The 14,821-nt window shown below is 35.1% G+C and carries 12 protein-coding genes and 1 riboswitch; of the genes, 10 read left to right on the forward strand and 2 right to left on the reverse strand.

The window, feature by feature from the left end; translation table 11 throughout:
- Positions 1-21 precede the first annotated feature (21 nt).
- The 7 genes from BCER98_RS06905 (at position 22) to pbuX (ending at position 8,239) form a co-directional block, all read left to right on the forward strand.
- Positions 22-612, forward strand: a complete 591-nt coding sequence (locus BCER98_RS06905) for a hypothetical protein (protein WP_012093787.1) — start codon at positions 22-24, stop codon at positions 610-612.
- A 75-nt stretch (positions 613-687) separates the two neighbouring features.
- Positions 688-1,356 carry an AbiV family abortive infection protein gene (locus tag BCER98_RS06910; RefSeq protein ID WP_012093788.1) on the forward strand — a complete coding sequence of 223 codons (669 nt, stop codon included), beginning with the start codon at positions 688-690 and terminating at the stop codon, positions 1,354-1,356.
- A gap of 328 nt (positions 1,357-1,684) precedes the next feature.
- Complete coding sequence (locus BCER98_RS06915) at positions 1,685-1,870, forward strand: DUF3921 family protein (protein WP_012093789.1); 186 nt, start codon at positions 1,685-1,687, stop codon at positions 1,868-1,870.
- 135 nt (positions 1,871-2,005) lie between these two features.
- Positions 2,006-3,943 carry an ATP-dependent DNA helicase gene (locus BCER98_RS06920; protein ID WP_012093790.1) on the forward strand — a complete coding sequence of 646 codons (1,938 nt, stop codon included), beginning with the start codon at positions 2,006-2,008 and terminating at the stop codon, positions 3,941-3,943.
- 103 nt (positions 3,944-4,046) lie between these two features.
- Complete coding sequence (locus BCER98_RS06925; RefSeq protein WP_012093791.1) at positions 4,047-5,570, forward strand: carboxypeptidase M32; 1,524 nt, start codon at positions 4,047-4,049, stop codon at positions 5,568-5,570.
- A 539-nt stretch (positions 5,571-6,109) separates the two neighbouring features.
- Positions 6,110-6,211, forward strand: a riboswitch (purine riboswitch).
- Positions 6,212-6,320: 109 nt separating this feature from the next.
- Entirely contained in the window at positions 6,321-6,914 is a 594-nt protein-coding gene (locus BCER98_RS06930) for a xanthine phosphoribosyltransferase (RefSeq protein ID WP_012093792.1), read from the forward strand.
- A gap of 2 nt (positions 6,915-6,916) precedes the next feature.
- Positions 6,917-8,239, forward strand: a complete 1,323-nt coding sequence (gene pbuX / locus BCER98_RS06935; RefSeq protein WP_012093793.1) for a xanthine permease PbuX — start codon at positions 6,917-6,919, stop codon at positions 8,237-8,239.
- Between the two features lie 19 nt (positions 8,240-8,258).
- Here pbuX and BCER98_RS06940 read toward each other — a convergent pair whose 3' ends face one another.
- Positions 8,259-9,425: a DUF418 domain-containing protein gene (locus BCER98_RS06940; RefSeq protein WP_012093794.1), complete on the reverse strand. Its 1,167-nt coding sequence runs from the start codon at positions 9,423-9,425 to the stop codon at positions 8,259-8,261.
- Positions 9,426-9,915: 490 nt separating this feature from the next.
- On the opposite strand from BCER98_RS06940, the gene BCER98_RS06945 reads away from it, so the two are divergent.
- Complete coding sequence (locus BCER98_RS06945; RefSeq protein WP_012093795.1) at positions 9,916-13,575, forward strand: dynamin family protein; 3,660 nt, start codon at positions 9,916-9,918, stop codon at positions 13,573-13,575.
- A gap of 3 nt (positions 13,576-13,578) precedes the next feature.
- Here the strand turns inward: BCER98_RS06945 and BCER98_RS06950 are convergent, their stop codons facing one another.
- Positions 13,579-13,833, reverse strand: a complete 255-nt coding sequence (locus BCER98_RS06950; RefSeq protein WP_012093796.1) for a DUF3931 domain-containing protein — start codon at positions 13,831-13,833, stop codon at positions 13,579-13,581.
- A 71-nt stretch (positions 13,834-13,904) separates the two neighbouring features.
- Here BCER98_RS06950 and BCER98_RS06955 point away from each other — a divergent pair, with 71 nt between their 5' ends.
- Positions 13,905-14,360, forward strand: coding sequence for a GNAT family N-acetyltransferase (locus BCER98_RS06955; RefSeq protein WP_041809603.1), 456 nt, complete (start codon positions 13,905-13,907; stop codon positions 14,358-14,360).
- A gap of 188 nt (positions 14,361-14,548) precedes the next feature.
- The gene (locus BCER98_RS06960; RefSeq protein ID WP_012093798.1) at positions 14,549-14,821 is read left to right on the forward strand and encodes a YpbS family protein; all 273 of its coding nucleotides are present in this window, start codon (positions 14,549-14,551) and stop codon (positions 14,819-14,821) included.

The following is a 14,821-nucleotide window of genomic DNA, read 5'->3' on the forward strand; positions in this document are numbered from 1 at the left end:
GTTTAACAAGGGGTGGAGTATATGAAATATAAAAATAAAAATCTGGTGCTTGCTTTTACAATGATTATTATTTTCTTATTGCTTATGGGATGTGAAAATAATAAAGAAGAAACGTTGGCAGATAAAGCGTTTGAAGAAAATTCAAAAACAGAAGATAGAGTAAAAGAACAAGCGGATGCTCAAACAGAAGAAAAGAAAAAGGAAGCCAGTGAATCGGTTTTAAAGATATTACCTGGGCAAGTTAATACTTTAATTTCTTATGTGGATGATGTTGCAGATAAGATAAGTAACAAAGCAACAACAGATAAAGAGTTAAAAGAAAAATTGAGGGGATTAGAGAAAAGTATCTATAATGTTGAACTTAGCGTGAAGTATTTACCAGAAGAATTTGAAAGTGTTGAGACGAACATTAAAAATTTATTGAGTAACTCAAAAATATTTATAACTGAATCAGTTAAATTCCATCAAGGGAACGGTAATGCAGGTGAAGTAAAAAAAATAATGTCAGAGATGTTAAAGGACATTGTTGCAATTAAAAAAGTTCTTCCTTTAGACGATGAAGATAATGGTTTTTATTCGGTATCTAGGATGGAAGAGTTTATCCAAAAGTAATAAATGATTTGTTGATGATAAAAGAGCAGTTTTTATTATTCTTGTTAAGTACACAGTAAGAGTTGGGGGATAAAAATGGCTAAAAAGTTAACCGTAGATGAAGTAGAAAATATGAGTTTAAAAGTTATTGAAAATGCAAGTGAATTAATAGAGGATGCAAAGTTATTATTAGAAAATAAAAGATATGCACGTGCTTATACTCTTTCTCATTTAATGTGTGAAGAATTATCTAAAATTCCGATGTTTGGTAGGGCGTTGACTGAAAGTGCAATGGATAAAAATTATAATTGGAAGGATTTGCATAAACGTTTGGTGAATCACAACCCTAAAATTAGATTGTTTATGATGATGCCCACTGTAAATGTGAAAGGGTTAGAAAAGATTGTTGGTATACCTGAGAGTCAAGGGGTTAAAGCGTTTGAGAAAACATTAAACAATTTAAAAAATAATAGTCTATATAGCGGGTTTCAAGGTAATGATTTCAAGAAGCCATCCGAAGTTATTACTAAAGAAATTGCAGAAACTATGTTTGAAATTGCTAGCGAGTATTTTATGTTTATGAAAGTTACAGAAGGGAAGTTGAGGGGGACTACACATAAAGCAGTTGGAGAAGATTTTATTGCTTATTTTTCTGGATTAAAAGAAATGGTTGAACAAAATCCTGAAACGCTTGAACTTCTGACTTTACTAATAGAGAAAAATTATGAATGCCTAAAAGAAAGTCGAAAAAAGAAAGAGAGTTAAATTCCCTATTTTTATTTATGAACGCGTTAGTAGGATATTAGGAATTTTAATTATTGTAGATACCGATGAAGTATGTTAAGATACAATGATGTGTCTAATACATAAATCCATTGTATTTTTTTTCTAGACATATTATTATGGAAGTAGTAACAAATGATTCGGAAAAAAGAAATTAGAGGAAACCTTTAAATTACTATGTTTATGAGTATATTGTGGTGACAGATTACTACCAATACTTTGGAAAACGTCCGCCTCGTAATTCGTAGTATAAAACCTCTTTTTTGCGCATATACTGGCTACTATGTAATGTGCAAAAGGAGGAATCGATATGGATGGGTTCCAGTTGTCAATGATTCAAAAAGCGATTCATCGTACGTATGATGAACTCGGCAAAGAACTTGATTTTCAAAGTGTAGCAGCAGATGAAATTCAAAAGGCACAGGAAGAATATTTATCTGCGTTATCATATGAAACATTAATTGATAAGCGTTATTTAAAGTCATTAATAGAGTAAAAAAAGTTTTCCTTTACATAAAGGAAAACTTTTTTCACGCATTTCTATGTATTACAACAGGGGAAAGCAACTGCTATTTATAAGTAGCAGTTGCTATATCTTTTTATAGAAAAACTTTTTGGTTGGAGGCTAAGCATGTTTACTAAGAAGAGATTACCATTTGAAGTAGGGAAACAAGATAATTTTTATGATAAGTTGAATGAGTGGATTGGAGATGTATTTTACGATATCCTCCCAGAAAAAGGTTTTGAAGAGCGCGATGAACAAATTTTTATGGCGTTTCAATTAGAACGAGCGTTTCAAGAGAAGAAGGTTATGTTTGCTGAGGCTGGTGTTGGAACAGGGAAAACAATTGTATATCTTTTATATGCAATTTGTTATGCACGTTATACAGGAAAGCCGGCTATTATCGCTTGTGCAGATGAAACGCTAATTGAACAGCTTGTAAAAGAAGAAGGGGACATCGCGAAGTTATCAGAAGCGTTAGGGTTATCTGTTGATGTTAGACTTGCAAAATCAATGGATAATTATTTATGTTTACGTAAACTAGAAGATGTAATGAGTGGACGAGCTCCAGAAGTAATTGAAGATTTATATTATGAATTGCCGCAATTTGTATTTGATCACGGAACAATGCAAAATTTTACACCATATGGAGATCGTAAAGAGTTTCCGCTATTAAATGATGAAGAGTGGTCAAAAGTATCTTGGGATTATTTCCAAGATTGTTTCACATGTGAATCTCGCCATCGCTGCGGTCAAACGCTTTCTCGTGAACATTACCGTAAAGCAGCAGATTTAATTATTTGTTCTCAAGATTTCTATATGGACCACATTTGGACATATGATGCTCGTAAGCGTGAAGGACAGATGCCGCTTCTACCAGAAAGTAGCTGTGTCGTTTTTGATGAAGGACATTTGGTTGAATATGCAGCGCAAAAAGCACTAACGTATCGATTAAAGCAAACGATGATGGAACAATTATTAACAAGATTGTTGCAAAATGATATTCGTGAAGAATTTGCTCATTTAATAGAAGAAACAATTTGGCAGACAGAACGTTTCTTTGATGTTTTACAAGAGAATAAACAAGAAATTCCAGGGTCAGATCGTTTGGAAATTACGGTAACAGAAAAAGTGACTACAGAAGCAAAACGATTATATGCCAAAATTGCTGAAGTCGGCGATGCATTGGTATTTGAAAGTGAAATGTATACAGTCAACACATATGATTTAAATATTGTTGACGAGCATTTAGATGTACTGGAACATTCACTTCGTCTTTTCATGCATGAAAAAAATGCGATTACGTGGGGAGAAGAAGGGGATGGAACATTTACATTAGTTATTATGCCACGTGCAGTAGAAGAAGTATTACAAGAGAAAGTATTCTCTAAAAAAATCCCGTATATTTTCTCTTCTGCTACATTATCTGAAAATGGTTCATTTGCATTTACCGCAAATAGTCTCGGCATAAAAGATTATCTATCGTTCTCGGTTGCTTCTCCATTTGATTATGAAGAACAAATGAAAGTGTATTTACCATCCTATAATGAAGAAAATGCATGGGAAAGAAAGTGTCAATATATACTTGAAAATATTCAAAAAACCAATGGACGTACACTTGTATTGTTCCGAACAACTGAGGAGCTTGCTGTCCTTAAAGAATACGTAAGCAAAGAACAAATGTCTATTCCGTTCTTATATGAGGGAGATCAAGAAATTAGTCAGCTCGTTTCACGTTTCCAAAATGAAGAAGAGACTGTCCTTTGTGCTGTTCATTTATGGGAAGGGTTAGATATTCCTGGTTCATCATTATCACATGTCATTATTTGGTCGCTTCCATTCCCTCCAAATGACCCTGTGTTTGAAGCGAAACGAAAACATGTAAATGATTCATTTTGGAACGTAGATGTACCATATATGATTTTACGACTTCGTCAAGGAATTGGACGCTTAATTCGTACAAGTGAGGACAAAGGAGCGATTTCGTTATTCTTGTCTGAAAATGAGAATGAAAAGGTTGTCGAAGCTGTAAAGAAAGTACTGCCAGTAGAAGGAATAATGATCTAACGAAAAAAGCTTGGTCAATGCCAAGCTTTTTTCTATAGGGAGAAAAGGAATTTATCTATTTATGTCGAAATAAAGGGGAGATAGAAAAAGGAGGGAATGAGATATGAAAATCGCTACACATGAATTAGAAAAAGAATTTTTAGCATATGTGAAAAAGATAAATAATTATGGCGAAGCACTTAATTTAATATTTTGGGACTTGCGTACAGGTGCTCCAAAACAAGGGGTAGATCAGCGCTCTGAAGTCATCGGAATGCTTTCGTCAGAAGTCTTTTCTTTATCAACTTCTGATGAGATGGAGAGATATTTAACAGTATTAGAACAACGAATTGCAGAGAATACAATTTCCGAAACAACGAAAAAAATTGTAGAAGAGTGTCGCAAAAAGTATGACCAAAATAAAAAAATTCCACAAGCTGAGTATGAAGAGTTTGTAAAATTACAAGCAAAATCAGAAAGTGTTTGGGGGGAAGCACGTGAAAAGTCTGATTTTGAAATGTTCAGACCATATTTAGAAAAAATTGTTGCATATAAGAAGAAATTTATTACATATTGGGGTTATGATACGTATAAATATAATACGTTGTTAGATATGTATGAACCGGGTGTAACAGTAGAAATATTAGACCATGTATTTGGACAATTACGTGAGCGAATTGTACCGCTTGTGAAAGACATTTCAGCGTCTCATAAAACATTAAAAACAGATGTATTATTTAAGCATTTTCCAAAGGAGCAACAAAAGAATTTTACTTTAGAAGTATTAAAACAATTAAATTATAACTTTGAAGCTGGGCGTTTAGATGAAACGATTCATCCATTTGAAATTACATTAAATAGAGGCGATGTTCGCATTACGACTCGTTATGATGAGAATGACTTCCGAACGGCTGTGTTTGGAACAATTCATGAATGTGGGCATGCTGTATATGAACAAAATATTTCCGAGGATTTAGAAGGAACACCGCTTTGCAGTGGTACTTCAATGGGGATTCATGAATCACAATCGCTATTTTTTGAAAACTTTATTGGGCGTCATAAATCTTTCTGGAAGAACAATTATGAATTATTGAAGCAATTTAGTGAGGGACAATTTGAAAATGTGTCAGTAGATGAATTTTATGATGCAATCAATGAATCAAAGCCTTCCTTTATCCGCATTGAGGCAGATGAATTAACGTATCCATTACATATTATGGTTCGCTATGAGTTAGAAAAAGAATTATTTGACGGAACGTTGGAAGTAAAAGATTTACCAAAAGCATGGAATGATAAAATGGAGAGTTATTTAGGCATTCGTCCAGAAACAGATGTACAAGGAGTATTGCAAGATATCCATTGGGCAGATGGATCGTTTGGCTATTTCCCATCTTATGCACTTGGTTACATGTACGCCGCACAATTTAAACATAAGATGTTAGAAGATATTCCGAACTTCGATGCATTATTAGAAGAAGGGAATATCACACCAATTCGCGAATGGCTGACAAAAAATATTCACCAATATGGTAAAATGAAAAAACCATTACAAATATTAGAGGATGTAACTGGTGAGGGGCTAAATGCGAATTATTTAGCGGACTATTTAGAAACAAAATATAAAGAGATTTATGAACTAAAAAAATGAAGAACCTAAAGGGACTGCTTTGAAAACATAACAAGTATTTTATCAAAATATTGAGAGTGAAAAGGAGACTATCACCTGTATAGAGTAGGTGACAGCCTCCTTTTTATTATAAAGTGGTCTCCTTTTAGGTGGTCTCTTTTTACAAATTTGGGTCTTTGTTTCTATTTATTCGTAGTGGCGATGTGCCGAATCACTGATATACCATGATTTTGTGTTTATCCCGCTATTTGAGGGCAGTAAGGCTCCCATCTCAAGATTCAGAGAGAAGCAAGGAAGATAGGTGGGAGGAGGGCTACCCGTAACAGCTCGATTGGTGAAGGCTCATAATCAGCGGGGGATGAAGAACCCCCCACTGATTAAAGTTTCCCTTTATGTTACAAGAAATAAATATGTGTGACTCAAAAAGAATTTTTTATAAATATAGAGGGAGGTGAAAGGGTTTTAAAAGTCGAACAAAAAAGATATTTCGATAATATTTGTACGTGTTTTTCTTAGAAATGCTTTTCAAAGTAAAAAAAGTGCGTTATAATCCATCTATAAATAAATAAGTTAGCTACACTCATATAATCGCAGGAATAAGGCCTGCAAGTTTCTACCGAAGTACCGTAAATACTTCGACTATGAGTGAGGACGAATAGATTTGCTTGTTTCGTATTCTTTTTTTCGCGAAGCTCCAAAAGCGCGTCTCTCACTTGTAACGAGTGGTGGCTGCTTTTGGGGTTTTTTATTTGCATAAGAGGAGGAACAAATATGAAAGTATTACAAGAAAAGATTTTAAGTGAAGGAAAAGTTTTATCTGGTGATGTATTGAAGGTAGATGCATTTTTAAATCATCAAATTGATCCAGTACTTATGCAAGAAATCGGAAAAGAGTTTGCAAAACGTTTTCAAGAAGAGAAAATTACAAAAATCGTGACGATTGAATCTTCTGGGATTGCACCAGCGGTTATGGCGGCTTTAGAACTTGGGGTAAAAGTAATCTTTGCAAGAAAGCGTAAATCGTTAACGTTACAAGAGAATATGTATGTTGCAAACGTATATTCATTTACAAAACAAGAAACAAATGAGATCTCACTATCTAAAAAACATATTCATGAAGACGATCGAGTGTTAATTATTGATGACTTTTTAGCAAATGGGCAAGCGGCTTTAGGGCTCATGAGCTTAGTAGAGCAAGCTGGAGCGAGCGTTTCGGGAATTGGGATCGTAATTGAAAAAGCATTTCAAGATGGAGGGAAGAAACTGCGTGAGAGAGGCGTTCGCGTAGAATCATTGGCAGAAATTGCATCGCTTGAAGATGGTACGGTTACCTTTGTTCAACATGAAACTGCGGAGGTGAGATAGCAATGAAGCAACATCCATTTAAAATTGCTTCTCTCGGTATGCAACATATGCTTGCGATGTACGCTGGGGCTATTATTGTTCCACTTATTGTTGGCGGAGGACTTGGACTAAGTCAGAAAGAATTAACTTATTTAGTTTCTATTGACTTATTAATGTGCGGCGTTGCTACAATCTTACAAGCATTATCAAATCGTTTTTTTGGAATTGGTCTCCCGGTTGTACTTGGATGTACATTTACAGCGGTTGGACCGATGATTGCAATCGGTAAGCAGTATGGTGTTTCTTCTATATATGGAGCAATTATTGCTGCTGGATTGTTCGTTGTTATTTTTGCGAAACTATTTGGCAAACTAGTAAAGTTATTTCCACCTGTTGTAACAGGTTCTGTTGTTACGGTAATTGGGGTTACGTTAGTTCCAGCAGCCATTAATGATATGGCTGGTGGTGCAGGGAGTAAAGACTTTGGAAGTTTGGAAAATTTAGCGTTAGCATTTGGTGTGCTACTATTTATCGTTATTATGTATCGTTTCTTTGATGGATTTATTCGTTCCATTTCTATTTTACTTGGTCTTTTATTTGGAACGATTATGGCAGCTTTAATGGGGAAAGTAAGCCTGCAGGCTGTTTGGGAAGCGGATTGGTTTCATGGAATACAGCCTTTTTATTTCGGAACACCTACATTTGCATTCACTCCAATGATTACGATGATTCTCGTTGCTTGCGTAGGGATAGTGGAAGCAACTGGGGTATATTTTGCTTTATCTGATATATGTAATAAAAAGATTGGCGAAAAAGATTTAACAAAAGGGTATCGTGCTGAAGGATTGGCGATGATTTTAGGTGGAATCTTTAATGCCTTTCCGTATACGACTTACTCACAAAACGTCGGTCTTGTGCAATTAACAGGTGTGCGAAATCGCATCATCATTTATGTATGTGGTGGTATGTTAATTGTGCTCGGATTTATCCCTAAAATTGCAGCCATTACAACGATTATTCCAAAGCCAGTGCTTGGCGGTGCAATGCTCGCAATGTTTGGGATGGTGATGGCATATGGAATTAAAATGTTAAGCAATGTTGATTTTGGAAAACAAGAAAACTTACTTATCGTGGCATGTTCTGTTGGAATTGGCCTTGGCGTAACAGTCGTTCCAACGTTATTCTCACAATTTCCAGAAAGTATTCGTATTTTAACAGACAATGGTATTGTACTTGGAAGTGCTTCAGCGGTTATTTTAAATATTGTATTTCATATGATTCCGGAGCGCAGAGCGAAAACAAAAGAAGAGCAAGTTTCAATGAAAAGTGCTGTCACAGAAATGTAAATCAACAAAAGCAAGGTTCTCATGAAGAGACCTTGCTTTTGTTTTTTAAAGGCATCATTTTTCCATACGTACCAAGGCGCCAAATGTATTCAAGTGGGCCATACTGATAGTGAGAGAGCCACCAGCGGCTAATAAAGATTTGTAGTGCATAAAAACTAATACAAAATAGCGGGCCTATCCATAATGGAACCGGCAAATCATTTTTGAAAAATAGACCGAACACAATCAATGTAATTGCTGTGTGTGAAATGTAGCTTGTTAGTGCCATTCGTCCTACATATTGGAAAGGCTGTAATAATTTTTGCCATTGTTCCTTTTGTAATAAACGCATAAGTGTGAGGATATAAAAAATAAATAAGGTTTTCCCACTAAACATTGTAAAACCACTCATGTAGATTGGTTCATAAGGCTGTTTTGTTACAAAGTAACGAATCATAAAGAACCACATCGGAAGTGTTAAGATAAACATAATGATTTGCCACTTTTTTAGTTTGGAATCTAATTCTTTTGCTTGGCGGAAAATGTCTTTTTTGCCAGCGTATAAGCCGAGTAAGAATAAACCAACTGTTTCGGGAAGCATTGAAATGTTTAAACCAATGGATTCAGAATAAAAGGCATGAAAGCGATCTTGCACTTGTATGCTCCAATTTTCTAATGGCATAATGGGTAGAGAAGACGCTAGTTCTTCTATTGGTATAAAAGCAATCATGATGCTAGCTAATAACATAAACAGTTGGAAAAGACCTAATAGAATCAATGAACATACTAAAATGGTATGTGGTTGTCTTTTGTAAAATAATAATAAGAAAAACCCCGCAATTGCATAACTATGTAAAATATCACCATCCCATAAAAGGACGTAATGCAAGAAGCCGAATAATAATAAAATGAGAAGTCGACGAACGAATAATGTTTTTGGATGATCTGTTTTCGCTTCAGCGCGCTGCATAAAAATGAAAAAGCCTAATCCGAATAAAAATGAAAAAATAGTATAAAATTTTGTTTGAATAAACATGTCATAAAATAGGCGAATATAGCTGTCTATTCCTTCATAACTTCCTGTAATGTCACGAGAATCAACACCAGCAATAACGGGCCAGTTCACAAGAAAAATACCAAGTACAGCGATTCCTCTTATGATATCGATAGAATGAATCCTCTCACCTTGCGAAAGATTTTGTTCCATTATTCTCCTCCTTATCAAGTAAATCCCTTTTATTATACAAAATAGACAGGAAAGGGCATAGCGGGAATTTCCAATTATTGAAGCTATTAAGATGCGCTTGATGAGATATAATAAAGATGCACAACAAATTTTTTCACTCCTTTAAAACAGGTGGTCAAAGCCCCTTGGAAGAAAGGGGCTTTCTTTTTTAGAAATGTATTGATAATGATTCTCTTTAATGATAAAATGTATTCAAAAGTGATAATCATTATCAAAAAAGGTTGGTGTGCGAAATGATATATGCATTTGTTGCAGGCACAGTTGCTATGTATATTGGCATAACAAAGTATGTGTTAAATGGAGTCGGAGCAACAAAATGAAAAAGTTAACATAAAATCCCTTTCATCCTATAAAAAGAATGAAAGGGATTTTTTTATTTTTAATGAGAATATGCTGAAAATTTAGTATGATAATAAGGTATATACATCTTGGAATAAAGGGGAACAAGGGGATGACAAACATAGTACAGACAAACAGTATGAAAAAACTTGTTTGTTTTTATGAAGAATGGCAAAAGCATGGGGATACAGAAAATAGCTTGAAGTTGTTTGAAGTAATTCAAAAATATAAAGAAGAGCAGTTGATGATTGCTTTTTGTGGGCATTTTTCTGCTGGAAAATCGACGATGATGAATTACTTGTACAAAGCACAGTTATTGCCAACAAGTCCAATTCCAACTAGCGCAAATGTCGTTAAAATTGAAAAGGGACTGGATCGAGTTATTGTTACATTAAAATCAGGGGAGCATTATGAATATAGTGGTGTATATTCAGCAGAAGAGTTAAAACAGCTCTGTAAAAATGGGGATGAAATTATCGGTGTACATATTTACCGAAATGATGCACCGATTCCTGATGGTGTTATGCTTGTTGATACTCCTGGAATTGATTCAACAGATGATGCGCATCAACTAGCGACCGAATCTACACTGCATCTTGCGGATGTTATTTTTTATATGATGGATTATAATCATGTGCAGTCTGAAGTGAACTTACAATTTGTGAAAGAGCTAAAGCAGCGCAACAAAACGGTGTATCTTGTTGTGAATCAAATTGATAAGCATAAAGAAAATGAATTGTCATTTGCAGAGTATAAGCAAAGCGTGAAACAATCATTTTTAAATTGGGATATTCAAGTAGATGGTATCTTTTACACTTCATTGCGAATGATGAACCATCCGCATAATGAAATTCAAAGTTTAGAGCGTTTACTATTTTCTATTATGAAAGAGCGCGACCAACATGTGAAACAAGGGATGGAAAGAGAAACAGAATATTTATTACAAGAGTACCTTTCTGCTATTCTTGCTGAAAATGAAAAGCAACTTCAACCTTTTGAAAAAGAATTAGCTTCGCCGTTATCTCTTTCAGAAGTGAAAGAAAAGAAGGAAATGCTTCTTGAAAAGAAACAGCGCGCAATTCATAAAGAATCCGATGTAAGAAATGAATTTATAAAAGGCTTACAAGGAATATTGGATAATGCGTATTTAATGCCGTTTGAAATGAGAGAATTAGCAAATCAATATTTAGAAACAAAGTTAACGAAATTTAAAGTGGGTTTCCTATTTGCAAAAGGAAAAACAGAGCAAGAGAAACAAAGGCGATTGGAAGCATTTTATTCTGCTCTGAAAAAGACTGTGGAAACACAAATTGATTTTCACGTGAAAGAATTTATCGTCTCTTTCTTAAAAGAAAAGGGGTTATTTACAGAAAATACAGGGAAATCCGTATATGAATTGGAAATTGATTTTTCTCCTGCATTGTTAGCAGAAACGATTAAGCAAGGAGCTGGTTTTACAGGGGATTATTTACTTCTTTATACAGAAGATGTCGCAAATGAGCTTAAGAAAAGATATTTTGCGAAAGCGCGGCAAATTTTAGAGAGCAGTACGAGTATATTGAAAGAAAAGATCAAAGAAGAAATGGTTCATCTTGATGAAGAACTGGAGCAATATACCGTATTACAAACTGCAAAAGAAACGAAATTACAATATGCGGCAGCATATGATAAATACGAGAACTACTTACAGGACATTTGGAGAGAGCGCATCCCTGTGCCAGATGGGTTACAAATAGAAGAAATATTGCAAGGGAAGAAGTTAGTTGTAAATGAGAAGTTCACATTACAAGAACAAGAAGTGAAAACGGAAAGACTTTCTTATACTGAGGAAGAAAGAAAGAGCGAAGCAAAATTAAATATTCCTCGCATATTAGAGCGGGTAAAAGATGCAGAAAAGATAATAGAGTCACTTCCTACTTTGCAGCATTTATATCAAGAGGTGCTTGAAAAAAGAAAGCGTGTGGAAACAAAGCAGTTTACCGTTGCCCTTTTTGGAGCATTTAGTGCAGGGAAATCTTCATTTGCCAATGCGTTGCTTGGCGAAAACGTACTTCCGGTATCACCAAATCCAACAACGGCGACGATTAATCAAATTTTACCGGTTACAAAGGAGAAACCTCATGGTACGGTAGTTGTTCAGTTTAAATCAAAACAGGCATTATTAGAAGATATGAAAGCTGTTTATAAACTGTTTCATTATGAAATATCTACTTTGGAAGAAGCGCTGTCACAAATAGAGACAATTATTCAGTATCCATCACCAAGTGGAAAGCAGAAAACAACATTTAGTTTCTTGCGGGCAGTACAAAGAGGATATAGGGCGGTTTTCAATCAGTTAGGAGAGCAAGTGCAAGTAACAGTAGCTGAATTTGCTGATTATGTCGCGAATGAAGAAAAGTCATGTTTTGTGGAATATATGGAGCTTTATTACGACTGTGCGTTAACAAGACAAGGGGTGGCTTTAGTTGATACGCCAGGAGCAGATTCAATTAATGCTCGCCATACAGATGTGGCATTCCAATATATTAAAAATGCAGATGCGATTTTATTTGTAACATACTATAATCATGTGTTCTCAAGAGCAGATCGGGAGTTTCTCATTCAGCTTGGTCGCGTCAAAGATACATTTGCCCTTGATAAAATGTTCTTTTTAATCAATGCTGCAGATTTAGCACAATCTGAAGAAGAGCTTGAAATGGTAAAAGGTTATATTGCAGAGCAACTCTTACAATATGGTATTCGTAATCCGCGTCTCTTTGCGATTTCCAGCTTATGTGCATTAAAAGAAAAACAAGGTGACGTTATTGCGAAAGAACAGTATGGTGTTTTACAAGATTCGGGAATTTCTAAATTTGAAGAGTCATTTACATCATTTATGATGCACGATCTTATGCTTGTATCGATACATTCTTTATACAGAGCACTGCAAAGTGCAGATCAGCTGCTAACAAATATGATACAGGGAGCAAAACAAGGGAATAATGAAAAAGAGAAGCAAATAAAAAAATATGAAGCAGAGCGAGCACGGCTACTTCATATGATTTCATCATATAGTGTTTTGGCAGAAGAACAAGCAATGAAGAATGAAGTAAAAGAGCTGTTATATTATGTACAGCAACGCTTATTTTTACGTTATAACGATGTGTTTACGGAATTTATTAATCCTGCAGCACTTCGAACAGATGGAAGTGTGAAGGTGAAATTACAAGAATGTCTTATGGAATTAGTTGCGTTTATCCAACATGATGTATTACAAGAAATGCGAGCAACATCACTACGTCTTGAGAAATGGATTGATGAAGCGATAGGGCGGGCAAGAGATGAGATTGTAATGACATGCCAAAAAGAAAATGAATTCATTTCAATGAGCGAAGTAGCAGAGTATGAATATCAAGTGATAGCACATCAAGAACCATTTCCATCTATTGAAATGAAACATTTTAAAAAGGCGTTATCTCATTTTAAAAATGAGAAAAGCTTTTTTGAAAAAAATGATAAAGCAGCTATGCAAAGCGATACGAAAGAAGCGCTTGAGCCTTTCGTATCTCAATATGTAGCGGATGAAGAAAAATTATTTGTTGATCATTATAAACAGGAATGGGAAAGGAAATGGAACTTATCCCAAAATGTTATGCAGGAAGATGTGAAGCAGTATTACGCAAGTCTATTATTTGCTTTAGCAGAAACAATTGATGTGTCACTATATGAAACAAGTAAGGAACAATTACAAGAACAATTGATAGCGATTGAGAAAGAGATTCATATTTTATAATCTTTATGAAAAAAAGATTCGCTCAATTTTCTTCTGTAGAACAGTATCGAGTGATTTTACAAATCCGGCAAACTCGTCTGTGGAAATCATATGAGTTAATACTAAACGTCTACCATCCGGTGTTTCACCGCATAAGACGAATGAAGAAAATTCATATGTTTTCCCTTCGATAACTAATTTTGGATAGGAATAAGTTTCACTTTTCTTTTTCTTTGCATCAATTGAGATGACGTTGCACTTTTTCTCATTGTTGTCCATGGTGAATCCCTCCTTTGTATTACTTATGGTAGACAAGGAGGGTTTAGAACAAGAGAAAGGAGAGAATTTTTATAGCGATTGTAATTGAACGCATACAAAAGGAAAATGCTCCTCGGCCATTATTATTGCTTGCTGATCCGAGTGAGCAACAAATTGATTCATATGTAAAACGTGGTCGCATTTATGTTGCAAAAGATGAAGAAAACGTAATAGGTGTATATGTATTACTGGAAACAAGGCCATATACAATGGAAATCATGAACCTTGCTGTTGTAGATGAGCTACAAGGGAGAGGAATTGGTAAACAATTGTTATGCCACGCTATTCAAACAGCGAAAGAATATCATATGCATACACTTGAAATAGGGACAGGAAATTCTAGCGTTTCGCAGCTTGCTTTATATCAAAAATGTGGTTTCCGCATTGTTTCGATTGATTTTGATTACTTTTCAAAGCATTATGAAGAGGAGATTATTGAAAATGAAATTGTATGTCGTGATATGATTCGGCTTACAATGACGCTTTAAGTAGTGGTTTATCCCGCTATTTTAGGGCAGTAAGACTCCCGCCTCAAGATTCAGAAAGAAGCAAGGAAGATAGATGGGAATAGGGCTGCCCGTAACAGCTCGATTGGTGAGGGCTCATAATCAGCGGGGGATGAAGAAAACTCCCACTGATTAAAGTTTCACTTTATTAAATCTAGGGGGTAGTGAAGATGGAAGTACATACAGCAATTACAGCACATTCTCGTAAGCAAAATGAAATTGTGAAGACCTTTTTACAATTAGAAGCGCAGCGTGAAGCAGCAATTGATGCTGTAGTAGCACTTGCGTCAAGTGGAAAGCAGTTTTCGGTAGATGCAATTAATAGGATCACAAAACAAATGAATGAACTGGCTAAACGAGGTATCGTACCACAGCGTAAGATTGTAACAGCGAATATGGTTATGGAGTATGTAAAGCGCTTGCCAGAGAAAGAAGGTCGTTAA

It is taken from the genome of Bacillus cytotoxicus NVH 391-98, from assembly GCF_000017425.1.
Lineage (GTDB): Bacteria > Bacillota > Bacilli > Bacillales > Bacillaceae_G > Bacillus_A > Bacillus_A cytotoxicus.

Excerpts from the sequence above, each read along its gene's own strand:
- BCER98_RS06905 (WP_012093787.1), top strand. The coding sequence starts at position 22 with ATGAAATATAAAAATAAAAATCTGGTGCTTGCTTTTACAATGATTATT.
- BCER98_RS06910 (WP_012093788.1), top strand. The coding sequence starts at position 688 with ATGGCTAAAAAGTTAACCGTAGATGAAGTAGAAAATATGAGTTTAAAA.
- BCER98_RS06915 (WP_012093789.1), top strand. The coding sequence starts at position 1,685 with ATGGATGGGTTCCAGTTGTCAATGATTCAAAAAGCGATTCATCGTACG.
- BCER98_RS06920 (WP_012093790.1), top strand. The coding sequence starts at position 2,006 with ATGTTTACTAAGAAGAGATTACCATTTGAAGTAGGGAAACAAGATAAT.
- BCER98_RS06925 (WP_012093791.1), top strand. The coding sequence starts at position 4,047 with ATGAAAATCGCTACACATGAATTAGAAAAAGAATTTTTAGCATATGTG.
- BCER98_RS06930 (WP_012093792.1), top strand. The coding sequence starts at position 6,321 with ATGAAAGTATTACAAGAAAAGATTTTAAGTGAAGGAAAAGTTTTATCT.
- pbuX (WP_012093793.1), top strand. The coding sequence starts at position 6,917 with ATGAAGCAACATCCATTTAAAATTGCTTCTCTCGGTATGCAACATATG.
- BCER98_RS06940 (WP_012093794.1), bottom strand. The coding sequence starts at position 9,425 with ATGGAACAAAATCTTTCGCAAGGTGAGAGGATTCATTCTATCGATATC.
- BCER98_RS06945 (WP_012093795.1), top strand. The coding sequence starts at position 9,916 with ATGACAAACATAGTACAGACAAACAGTATGAAAAAACTTGTTTGTTTT.
- BCER98_RS06950 (WP_012093796.1), bottom strand. The coding sequence starts at position 13,833 with ATGGACAACAATGAGAAAAAGTGCAACGTCATCTCAATTGATGCAAAG.
- BCER98_RS06960 (WP_012093798.1), top strand. The coding sequence starts at position 14,549 with ATGGAAGTACATACAGCAATTACAGCACATTCTCGTAAGCAAAATGAA.